Raw genomic sequence first — 11,649 nt, 5'->3', positions numbered from 1 at the left:
TGCCACGAATCGGAGGAAAAATCATGGAACAACTGGAATCCATTGTAAAATCCATCCGGGAGAACCTGACCGGGAACTCCCAGAAAGACATCAAATACCTGCAGGGGTGCATGGAACTGTACCGGGACCACCCTCTCCACCGGGAAATCGCCCGGTTCTGCAGCCAGCTGCTGTACAAGCTGATGCCGGAGGAAAGCCGCCAGCATTTTGCAGACATGTTCAGCCAGGCTTTCGACAAATTCCGGGCTCATCTGGAAGAAGCCCGGAAGCTGACCGCTGCCCGGGATTTTGACAAGGCCCGGGAGCTGCTGGCCCCCCATATCCAGGAAGCGGAACATTCCGCCCTGTTCCAGCCGGATTCGGAAGTGGAATTCCGGTCCTTTGCAGAGCCCATGGAAATGGTGCTGTTCCAGCAGTTTTACCAGCCGAAAAAGAACGTCCAGCAGGCCCCCTTCCCCTTCCACCTGCTGTATCTGGTCCAGGGGGAACTGGAACTGGCCCAGGGGAACCTGAAAAACGCCCGGAAGGCCCTGGAAAAAGGGCTCCGGTGGGATCCGGCCAGCGCCCCGGTGCGGGCGGCCTATCTGGCGGTGCTGAAGGATGAGGCCGACTGGGAAAGCTTCGGCCGGGTGAACCGGGAAGCGTTCCGTGAGGCCTTCCGTCCTGCTGACCTGGCCCGGTGCTACCGGAACCAGGGAGCCCTGCTGCTCCATAAGGAAGACTGGCAGGGAGCCCGGTACGCCTATCTCATGAGCCTGAACTTCCAGGATTCGGAAGAAGCCAAAAAACAGCTCCAGACCCTGGCGGAAAACCAGAAGCTGGACGGGAAACCGGCCACCCGGGAAGAACTGGCCGCCTTCGCCCAGAAGGAAGCCATCCCCCTGGGCCCCAATCCGGAAGTCCTCCGGCTGGCCGCCGGAGGAGCCCAGGCCTGTCACAAAGCCGGCCGGGAAAAAGAAGCGGAATACTACCTGGGCCTGATCCGGCCCTTCCTGACGGAAAAGGATATGGAAGAGCTGAAGAAAAAGTTGGGATATTAAAAAAAGGTGCCTCCGGGCACCTTTTTTTGTCAATGGTCACTGGATCGTCCAGAGACCAGTGACCATTGACAGCCCGTTACCCCATCCTGATGATCCTCTGCCCTTCCATCATCCGGGAGAACCGGTGGGAGATGCTGAGGACGCTGCGGCCCTGGGCGGCCCTTTCCAGGGCTTTCAGTACCTTTTCTTCCGTCTGGCTGTCCAGGTTGGCAGTGATTTCGTCCAAGAGCAGCAGCCGGGGTTCTTTGGCAACGGCCCGGGCAATGTTCAGCAGCTGGAGTTCTCCCTGGGAGAACAGCCCGTCCGCCATGGGGGTGTCCTTCCCCTGGGGCAGCCGGTCCACCGCCTCCTGCAGGCCCACCAGTTCCAGGGCCCGGTCCGTCTGGTCCGCAGTCACCGATCCATCTCCCAGGGTCACCTGGTCCCCTACGGTACCGGGCACCGGAGAAAATTCCTGTTCCACACAGCCGTACAGGCTCCGTTTCTCCTCTTCCGGCAGGCTCCCGGCCCGGTATCCCATCAGGGCCACCGTCCCCTGCTGGGGGCCGTACAGCCCCAGGAGCAGCTTGAACAGGGTGCTTTTGCCGCAGCCGCTGGGCCCCATAAGGATCACCTGTTCCCCCGGCTCCAGGCTGCAGGAAAAGTCCTTCAAAATGGGTCGGGCCGGATCATACCCGAAGGTCACATGGGAAAAAGCCACTGCCTTGTCCCGGATTCCTTCCGGCAAAGGGTCCCGGCTCACAGAAGTCCGCTCCTCTTCATCCAGGAATTCCCCGATATGCTGGATCCCGGCCATGGCGCTCTGGATGCTCTGGATTTCCATGCCGATGCTCTCCAGGGGCCCGAAGATTTTCCCCACATAAGCGATCACCGCCACGGCGGACCCTACGGAAAGGCCGAAGAGATCCGCCCAGCCAGGGCCCAGGGCCGCCCCCACCATGATCACCGCCACCACTGCCGCCTGGGTCACCAGGATAATGGGAGAATAGATCCCGTCGAACACATTGGCCCGGTTGATGGCCCGGAAGCTGTCGGTGATCAGGGTATCGTACCGGTCTTCCATATACTGTTCCTTCCCCAGGGAATGGATGGTCCGGATGTTCCGGATGGTTTCCGGCACATGGCTGTTCACCCGTCCGATGGCCCGGCGGTTTTCCCGCTGGGCGGCCAGGGTCCCTTTCTGGAAGTGCCGGGTGAGCCCAAACAGCAGAGGCAGCAGCAGGCATAGGATCCAGAACAGCCCCTGGCTCCGGCTCCACAGGATCCACAGAATCCCCAGCAGCTTGCAGGCATCCGCCAGCATCCCCACGATCCCGTCAGAATACAGGGCATCGATGGTGTCCCCGTCGTTGACAAAAATGGACGTGGTCTGGCCGCTGGGATGGCCGGTGAAGTACCGGGCCGGCAGCCGGTCCAGTTTGGCGCACAGGGTGGACCGGAGACCGTGGGTCACCTTCTGTCCGAACAGGGTAATGGCCCCGTTCTGGGCGGTTTCGCAGCAGTCCGACAGCACCGTAAGACCGATGTACAAAAGGCCCAGCTGCCAGGGAATCCCCCGTCCTTCCGTCAGGCTGTTCACCGCCCGTTCCAGCACCAGGGGCGGCAAAAGGGAGGTGAACACAGAAAGGACCACCAGCACCGCCACCAGGGCTCCGGACCGGGGATGGGCCCGGAGGGTTCCCTTGACACTTTCCCAAACAGGATTCTTCCTATTCATCCAGATCCACCCCTTCCTGATGAAGCTTTACCAGCCGGGCATAGCCGAGCTCCTGCTCCATGAGCTTTGCATGGGTCCCGAAGACCCCCCGTCCCCCTTCCAGGAACAGGACCCCGGTAAATTCCGGGAAATGGGTGAGCCGATGGGAAATCAAAAGGATCACCCGGTCCGGGAAAGCCCGGCGGATGTTCTCCAGGATCTTTGTTTCCCCTTTCCGGTCCACTGCCGCAAAAGGATCGTCCAGCACCAGCACCGACCGGGCATGGGCCAGGGTCCGGGCCAGGGCGATCCGGGCCTGCTGCCCGCCGGAAAGCCGGGTGCCTTCGCTGCCCACCGGAGTATCCACTCCCTGGGGCATGGCCGCCACCTCTTCTGCCAGATTGGTCATGGCCAGGTATTTTTCCACATCCACCGGGTCTCCCAGGGCAATGTTCTCCCCAATGGAAGTGCTGAGGAGCTCCGGATCGTGGCCCAGATAGGAAACAAGGCTCCGGCGCCGTTCCCGGTCTAGGGTATGGAAATCTTCCCCATGGCACAGCAGGGTCCCGGTCCAGGGCACTTCATCCAGGAACACCTTCCCCAGAAGGCTCTTTCCGCAGGCCACCGGTCCCGTAATGCCGATAATGTCCCCGGGATGAGCGGCAAAAGAAATCCCGGAAAGGCCTTCCTCCTGGCCCGGATAATGGCAGGCCAGGTCCCGGACTTCCAGATCCGCCGGTTCCACCGGTCCCAATGGCTGTTCTTCCCCTTCCGGAGCCGCCTGCTGGAGCAGGGGCTTGATCCGCTGCCAGGAAACCTGGGCCTTCTGGACCGCATTGAACAGTTTGGCCGCATGGCTGGTCTTTACCGCCAGTTTGGTAAAGCAGGCCAAAAAGGTGGTGAAACTGGCAATGTTCCACAGCTCCCACCCGGTGCCCTGGACATTTTTCGCCCCGAACCAGAAGATCATCCCGGTGCCTGCCATGGCAATGGCATCGTACAAAGGCCCCAGGGCCCCTTCAAAGATGTTGGCCCGGGCGCTGGCCTTTTCGTAGGCGGTCAGCTGGTTTTCGTAGGCGGCATCCCGGTTCTGTTCCTGACCGTAGATCCGGTAGGTCAGGGCATGGCTCACCCGGTCCAGGGTCAGGGTGTTCAGCCGGGCTTCCGTGGCCTTGTAGACACCGTTGGCCTGGGCCACCTGTTTTTTCAGCCGGTTGGCGATCCAGTAGGCCGCCGGGGTAAAGCTGCAGGCCAGCAGGGTCAGCCGCCAGTCGTAGGCAAGCAGCAGGCTCAGGTACACCACCATCACCACCCCGGTGTCGAACACTTCCGTGGTGAATTTCCGCATCCCTTCCGCACAGGCATCCACGTCCCCCATGGCCTTGGTCATCAGGTTCCCCAGGTTTTCCTGCTGGAGCTGCCGGGCTTCCAGGCGCACCAGGCTGTGGTACAGGGTATGGCGCATGGTCCGGCTCACCCGGTTGGAAAACAGCCGCACACTGTAACGCTTCCCGGCCCGGGACAACTGGACCAGGAAGATCACCCCCACATACAAAGCTGCCAGACGGATCATGTCCCCGGCAGTGGCTTTGCCCTGGAAAATGTCGTAGAGGCACTGGGCCAGCTGGCCTTCAAAATAGGGCCCCGCCCCCATGCCCAGGTTGTACAGGATGCCGGTGACCGTCACCACCAGCAGGACGGCCTTTTCCTGTCCAAAATAGGAAAGGATCCGATCCGGCCGCTCCACCTCCCGGATTCTGCCTTCAAACATAAAAAAACCGCCCCCCAGTGCTGTCGTTGTATCTTTATAGTATACAGCACTGGAAGGCGGGGAAAGATAAACTTTTTGAAAAGGAAGGAAAACCCTCAGGCGTTTTCAACTCTTCACTCTTTACTCTTTACTCTTCACTCTGCACTATCTCTTCCTCACCGGCATCTTCTTATAGATCTCCTGGAGCCGTTCCAGGGCTGCTTCCAGTACCTCCGGGTCAAAGTGGTAATCCGGGGGCACCAGGGGCACGTAAATGGGGGCTGTTTTCGCACCCCTTTCTACTCCGCCTGATGCACGTGGATCTCCCGGATCACGCCCTGCCTTACCTTGAAGGCCAGGGTGGTGGTTTTGTTGGCATGGTATTCATAGATGGTTTCGTCCAGCCGGTCGTGGTTCTTCTGGTTGTCCTCTTCCGGAATCTTGGGAGATTCATACTTTTTGGTCCAGACGGCGTCCGCCTGGCCGTACACATCGTTCAGCACCGTTTCCGCCATCCCTGGCCGGACCCCGTCCACTGTGGCATCTTCCCGGTTGGTGGTTTTGATGTCCATGAGCAGATAGGGCATTTCCGGGCTGAAATGCACCAAAAGCAGCGTACGGGAAGGATAGGAATATTCCATGGTCCCCCGGCCGTATTTCACCGACTGGGGCGCCCCCAGCACCTCCTCCACCTGGCTCTGGGAAATGCCGGTACGCACCCCCGCCACCCCGGCCTGGCTTGGGTAGATGGAACAGCTGATGGTAATGGCTCCCAGATTGGACATGATCTCCGGTTCCCGGGCCAGGGCCGTTCCCCCAACCGCCAGAGAAAGCAGCAAACACCCGGCCAAAAGCCCCCGGGTGATCCGTCGTTTTTTCAGCACCATGGTTAAACACCTCCTGAAATGTGGTTCATCGTTTATCGTTCATCGTTGTGGATACCAGATGCTGACGCATCTGCTTTTGAACGTAAAAACCGGCGGCCGGGATGGGCTCGCCTCCGGCAAGCTCCTACGCCGTCGCTGTCGGGCGGACGATAACAATGGGCGCCAGCCCGAGTGTATATCCGCCCTTTTCAAGGGCGGGGGACCAGCCGCAAGGCTGGTGGTGGGTTAGCAGCCCTTTAGGGCTGCGTTTCCCTTCAGAAGCATCTGCCAGAGGCAGATGGTCTCCTTTGGCGTGAGACGAAAGACGCTGAGCCTGAGACTGAAAAGCGGATTTGCCGCTTTTCATCCTACTCCCTCCCATCCAACCTCTTCAGCTGCAGAGTAACGATATTGCCGAAATCACACTGGTCGGCCACCAGGTCGCAGGCCACATGCCGCTTCCCTTCCGGATCCATTTCATCGATGAACTTCAGAGCATCCCCTTCACTCTTCCATTCCCCGTCAATGGCCACCGGCCCCAGGAGACAGGCGGTGAACACAATAGTCCCCTGGTTGTCCTCGTCCCCCTCCTGGTAAATGACCTGATCCAACGGCTGCGCCTGAGGGTCCAGCTTTTTCAGCACCCCATCGAGCCCCGCCAGGGCCTTGTCGATTTTTTCCATAAAAGGCCGTGCCGCCTCCGGACTCATCCGGAACTCATAAAAATCCGGTCCCTGGCAGAAATTCACGTACCCATAAACCGCCGTCTCCACCGTACCAAAATCCATATCCTCCGCAAGAACAAAGCTCATGATCCCTACCTCCTTTTCTTTTCCTGGTTCCAGTATACCAAAAGAGGTGGGAAATTTTGGGGACAGAATGTCGTTCATCGTTTCGGATGCCAGATGCTCACGCATCTGCCTTTGAACATTAAAACCGGCGGCCGGGACGGGCTCGCCTCTGGCAAGCCCCTACGCCGTCGCTGTCGGACGGCCGTGAACAACGGGGTTCTCCGATATCCCCGTCCAACTGACCGTACAAACAACATCCCGACCCCAACGCCGTAGGGGCGGGCCCCAGGCCCGCCCTTCCGTGGCCTGGGGGGCTTTTCGCTCTTTTCCGGATTCCTCCAGCCTTTTTAAGTATAACAAAATTATCTGATTTTTCAACATAAAAAAAAGGGGGCTGCTGCGCATGCGACAGCCCCCTTCATATTGTGTAAAACCGGCGGCCGGGATGGGCTTGCCTCCGGCGATCCCCTACGCAGTCGCTGATGAGCGGCCGTGAACAACGGGGTTCTCCGATTGTGAGGCCGCTATGGCATCGCAATGGGTCGTCCGGCCCAGCCGTCCTTCACTCTGCACTCTGCACTCCTCCCTCTGCACTGGTTCCCTGTCGCCCAAAATATGATAAAATGAATTTATGATATGGTGTCCATGATGATGATCTGCCTGGGACAGCCGGACAGCAGGCAGGAGGATATTATCCACCTGCTCAGCGTCCTTCTGTCCACAGAAATGGACCCGGATGTGAAGAAAGATATCCTGGAGCGGGAATACAATATTCCCATGACCGTTGAAATGAAAAAGGAGGCGGAGACCATGTGCGGTATCGGACACGCCATTGCTAGAAAAAACCTGGAAAAGGGAATGGAACAAGGCCTGGTGAAAGGTCTTGAGAAAGGGCGCCTGGAAGGAAAACAGGAAGGCCGTCAGGAAGAACGGGAATCCAACATTGTTGCCATGCTGAAGGAAAAGATTCCCATGGAAACCATTTCCCGGATCACCCATTACTCCCTGGATCAGATCCAGAAACTGGGAAAGTTGCATGGATTGCTGTAGGTTGGAAAACGCCTTGGGCGTTTTCCTTCCCAATGATAAGGCCGCCGGATTTTCCGGCGGCCTTTTGGTTCATCGTTGGTCGTTGATCGTTCATCGTTTCGGATACCAGATGCTGACGCATCTGCCTTTGAACGTGAAACCCGCAGGCCGGGACGGACTCCCCTGCGGGCAGCCCCTACCACGTTGAGGTCAGAGATGCAACAGAAAATCAGAGAAACGGGGTTGTCAAAAAATCCGTTCCTGTGACCGTTCTATCCAACATTCGACCCCAACGCCGTAGGGGCGGGCCGCAGGCCCGCCCTTCCCGGCCTGCGGTTTTTATACGTTCCCAGGAACCCGCCCGGCGGGTTCCCACCTTCCGCTAGAGACTAGAGACTAGTGACTGTCAGCTCATGACCATCTGCCCCCGGCAGATGGTCTCCATCGGCGTGAGACGGAAAAGCGGCGGGCCGCTTTTCCCCTGTGAAGTCAGTTGAGCCCTCTTCTTACACATCTGTTCTTAAATGTGTATTTCCTCTGGTGGGTAAAACCTTCTCTACCCTGATCTGTTCCAACAGCATCCTGGAAACATTCAGCCGATATACAATGATAAAATGGCCTCCCGGTTTCCGGTTGGTCCAGGTAGGCACTGCAAAGGTGCCATCATTCTGATAATGAAGTTTCTTGAAACCTATGAACACTTTTTTTCCTATTTGACCATTGGGCCGCAGATACCAAAGCTGCTGGAGCTGTCCGTTCCGTATGAAATATGTCTCTGCTCCAAAGCCTCCCCCTCCTGATTCTCTCTGAGTCAGGACCAAAATATCCGGCTGTCTCCTGATTCCTTTTGCTACATAAAACCCATTCCGACTGGGATCAACTGGATTCACGATGATCGGCCGGTTATGATGCAATTCCACAGGCTGCCGCAGTGCCATCTCCTTGCTTCCCAGGCGTGCCATATACAAAGAATAATTCCCTTTATAATTTTGTTCCTGCTCATTTTTAGTCCAAAAATATTTTCCCCCTAAAAACTCCTCATTTTCTCCTACTACATAAATTCGATAAGAACCTCCATCCGTCCCCTTCATCAAAAAAGTTTCCCTGGCTCTTTCTGCGGCCTGACGCTGAGACAGGTAAGAAGGTGCTGCCGCAAGAGCCGCTGGCAGGAGAAAAGAACAGGAAAGCAGAACAGCAGCAAAAGTTTTGAAAAATGCCATATCAATTCCTCCCAAAGTAAACTACTAACATAAATATCGACTCTCCTTCTAAAAAAACGGACCCTCTCTCCAGAAGGTCCGTTTTCTTTACGCCAAACGTCTCCCGCCCCACGCAATAGGGCGCTGACCATACGGCCGACCCGTTTCACCGGGGCTTCGATGAAAGCCGGACTTTTATCCCGCCTTTACTGCTCAATCAGCTTCTGCAGCTTCTCCACGTACATCGTCCTGATTGCGTTCAACAAATGTCCCCAGTACTTCAACCCGATATCCGGATGAGTCTTCCGGTATTCTTTTATATGGCTGTTTTTCTTCAAGGCGTCCTGGTTCACCTGTTTGTCGTGGGGATCTTTTCCTGCATCGTAGGTTTCCATGAAGAATTCCAGGGCTTCCGGATCCACGCACCATTCCTGGGCGAAGCTGTCGATGATGGCCTTTGCTTTGGCCCGCACCCTATCATTCATTACATCCACGAAGCTTTGGTTCACAAAGGCTGCCGGATTGTCCCGGTATTCCTGCCAGATTTCTTCCAGGATCTGGGCTCTGGCCGGATTGGTTTTCCGGAACCGTTCGATTTCTTCGGCGATTTCCTGGAAAATCTTCTGGTTTTTGGCACTGTCCGCAATCATCAGGGCCGATTCATCAGGCCGGGTGGCCTCCATCAGTTTCAGGATGTAGTCTTCATCGATCTGGTCCCGATGCCAGCAGCGCAGTTGGTAGTTGACAACGATGTTGGTCTCTTCGTCCCCATCATCATCCTGATCCTTCTTCAGTTCTTCTTTTACATTGTTGAACTTGCCGCTGTACCCTTCGATGATTTCTTCACAGATCTGATAATCCCGTTCCAGGTCCCGGTCCTGGAATTCAGAATACACCTGGATATCCCCATAGGCATCGTCAAAATCCCGGAAGGCCTTCAAAAAGGCGATTTTCTGCTTTTTCGTCAGCCCATCCACCGCTTCCGGGCTGGCAGCTGCCTGGCGGAGTTTCCCCAGAGCTTCCCGGAATTTCATTTCCGCTTCTTCCCAGGTGGGTGCCTGGACAAAGCTGCCGCCCCCGGCGGAATACAGGGTCATGGCCTCATCCACCGCCCGTTTGAAATGGGCCGGCACCTGGAAGGTGACGATCTGCCCGAACCGTTTCTGGCTGTCAAACAGCCGGTTGGTCCGGGAAAAGGCCTGGATGATCCCGTAGGACCGCATGGGCTTCCGGTCGATGAACAGGGTGGACAGACAAGGAGCATCGAACCCGGTAAGCAGCCGGTCCACCACGATCACCAGGTCCAGCTGGGCGTCCCGCACCTGGTACTGGGCCTTCTTCCGGGCCAGACGATCGTTGACATTGGCGTTGTAGGCGTTCAGCTGGTCCAGGCCGAACTGGGTACCGAACATCTCGTTGTAATCCTGCAGGGATTCCTTCATCCGGTCCTGATTCACCGTGCTGTTGTCCTCATTTTCCGTGACGGAATAGGTGATGGCCACTTTGGGGAAATCCGCCAGTTTCCGTTTGATGGAGCTGCTTACCTCCAGCCCCGGCACTTCTCCGGCCTTCACCTTCTGGAACAGCTGGTAATACCTCTGGGCCTGCTGGATGGAACTGGTGGTGAGAATGGCGGTGAAGCTGTTCCCCTTCCCCCGGTCCAGTCCCAACTTGCCGCTGGAACGGTTGATGATGAAATCCACCACCTGGCGCATGTGCCCTTCGTCCTCGTAGGCGGCATCCAGGATTTTCTCCCGGAGCAGGGCCTTTTCCAAGCTGAACCCGTCCTGGTCTTCTTCCCAGCCGGTTACATGGTTCTCCCGGGCCAGTTCTTCCATGTCGAAGGTGTTGTGGTATTCCACCTGGAACCCCAGCACAGCCCCGTCGTGGAGGGCTTCTTTGATGGTGTACCGGTGGAGGCACTTGCCGTACTGTTCCTGGGTGGTCTTGGGCAGGTTCCCGGCGCTGTTCTTGGCATCCTGTTCAAAAATCGGGGTGCCGGTGAACCCGTACCACAGGGGCCGGGTGAAATACTGGTCCAGCTGAGCCTGGGCTGCCGGGGATACCGCCCGGTGACATTCATCTACCACGAACACCAGCCGGAGCTTGTGGAGCTTTTCGTATTTGTCACACCCTTCCGGGTACCGCTTCATAACAATCTGGAGCTTCTGGATGGTGGTAACGATCACGTCCCCGCCTTTGGCCTGGAGCTTCCTGACCAGGTCCCCGGTGTTGTCCGTTTCGTTCACATCGATGGTGTCATACTGGGCATAGGCCTGGAAAGCCCCGGTGGTCTGGTTGTCCAGGTCCTTCCGGTCCACCACGAAGATCACCTTGTCCACACTGGGGATCTGGGTCAGGTAATGGGCCGTTTTGTAGGAAGTGAGGGTCTTGCCGCTCCCGGTGGTGTGCCAGATGAAACCGGACTGGGTGCCCCCATCCGTATAGGGATTCACGGCATTTTTCACCGCTTCGATGGCGTGGATCTGGTAGGGCCGGAGCAGGATGATGGCCTTCCGTTCGCTGTCCAGCACCGTATACTGGGACACCATCCGATGGGCCGCGGGAATGGATAATACCTCCCGGGCAAAGGACAGGTAGTCGGTCTGAGGCTGGTTCTTGTCATCCAGCCACAGGGACAGGAACTGGGGATTCAGGCTGCTTTCCGCAGCGGCCGCAATGTACCGGGTATCCGTCCCGTTGGATACCACGAACATCTGGAGGGTAGAAAAAAAATCCCGGAACACCCCTTCTTTCAGGTATTTCTTGATCTGGTTGAAGGCTTCCATATAGGGATGGGCCCGGTTCTTCAGCTCGATGTGGATCATGGGCAGCCCGTTGATGAGGAGGGTCACATCTCCCCGGCGGTTCCGATCCAGAGCCTCCCTCCGGGGGAACTGAATCTGGTGCACCGCTTCGTACACCGAAGAACCCCCGGCCACGTCCACCCGTTTGAACACCACCGGATGGATGGTGCCCAGGCTGGCGTCTTCCCGCTGGATGTCCACCCGGGCCACTCCGTTTTCGCCCAGCATCCATTTGGCCCCGTCGTAAAAGGTGGGGAAACGGAGCTGGTTCTGCACCTGGAGGAATTCTCCGTCGGTGAGGGGATGGGCGTCAAACAGCTCCTTGTTGTTGTTCACCAGGATCCGCCGGAAATTGTCCCACAGGTCCTGGATGGTGTGGAGGTCCTCCCGGAGGGTCCACTGGGACTGCTGTTCCGTCAGCTGCCGGAGCAGGTGCTGCTCCATGCTTTCTTCCGATTCATAGGAAGTCAT

General features: G+C 57.4%; 8 protein-coding genes. 2 read left to right on the top strand and 6 right to left on the bottom strand.

Annotated features, from left to right (window positions below; genetic code table 11):
* Positions 1 to 23 precede the first annotated feature (23 nt).
* Positions 24 to 1,040: a hypothetical protein gene (locus ACTQY5_RS00380; RefSeq protein WP_022487560.1), complete on the top strand. Its 1,017-nt coding sequence runs from the start codon at positions 24 to 26 to the stop codon at positions 1,038 to 1,040.
* Positions 1,041 to 1,116: 76 nt separating this feature from the next.
* On the opposite strand, the gene ACTQY5_RS00375 is transcribed toward ACTQY5_RS00380, so the two are convergent.
* The 4 genes from ACTQY5_RS00375 to ACTQY5_RS00360 form a co-directional block, all read right to left on the bottom strand.
* Positions 1,117 to 2,757 (bottom strand): ABC transporter ATP-binding protein, encoded by a 1,641-nt coding sequence (locus tag ACTQY5_RS00375; RefSeq protein ID WP_441368620.1) that lies wholly within the window; start codon positions 2,755 to 2,757, stop codon positions 1,117 to 1,119.
* Positions 2,750 to 4,507, bottom strand: a complete 1,758-nt coding sequence (locus ACTQY5_RS00370) for an ABC transporter ATP-binding protein (protein WP_441368619.1) — start codon at positions 4,505 to 4,507, stop codon at positions 2,750 to 2,752. The genes ACTQY5_RS00375 and ACTQY5_RS00370 overlap by 8 nt, the downstream gene beginning before the upstream one ends.
* Before the next feature lie 278 nt (positions 4,508 to 4,785).
* Positions 4,786 to 5,373, bottom strand: coding sequence for a hypothetical protein (locus ACTQY5_RS00365; protein WP_441368618.1), 588 nt, complete (start codon positions 5,371 to 5,373; stop codon positions 4,786 to 4,788).
* 347 nt (positions 5,374 to 5,720) lie between these two features.
* A complete protein-coding gene (locus ACTQY5_RS00360) occupies positions 5,721 to 6,164 on the bottom strand; it encodes a hypothetical protein (protein WP_022488013.1) in 444 nt (147 codons plus the stop codon).
* A gap of 624 nt (positions 6,165 to 6,788) precedes the next feature.
* Between ACTQY5_RS00360 and ACTQY5_RS00355 the strand changes: the two genes are divergently transcribed.
* Positions 6,789 to 7,193 (top strand): hypothetical protein, encoded by a 405-nt coding sequence (locus ACTQY5_RS00355; RefSeq protein ID WP_441368617.1) that lies wholly within the window; start codon positions 6,789 to 6,791, stop codon positions 7,191 to 7,193.
* 485 nt (positions 7,194 to 7,678) lie between these two features.
* Here ACTQY5_RS00355 and ACTQY5_RS00350 read toward each other — a convergent pair whose 3' ends face one another.
* Positions 7,679 to 8,392, bottom strand: coding sequence for a hypothetical protein (locus ACTQY5_RS00350; protein WP_441368616.1), 714 nt, complete (start codon positions 8,390 to 8,392; stop codon positions 7,679 to 7,681).
* A gap of 185 nt (positions 8,393 to 8,577) precedes the next feature.
* Positions 8,578 to 11,649 carry a type I restriction endonuclease subunit R gene (locus ACTQY5_RS00345; protein ID WP_441368615.1) on the bottom strand — a complete coding sequence of 1,024 codons (3,072 nt, stop codon included), beginning with the start codon at positions 11,647 to 11,649 and terminating at the stop codon, positions 8,578 to 8,580.

It is taken from the genome of Acidaminococcus sp. HCP3S3_H5 (assembly GCF_052122235.1).
Lineage (GTDB): Bacteria > Bacillota > Negativicutes > Acidaminococcales > Acidaminococcaceae > Acidaminococcus.
This window is presented reverse-complemented; position numbering and strand designations above follow the sequence as displayed.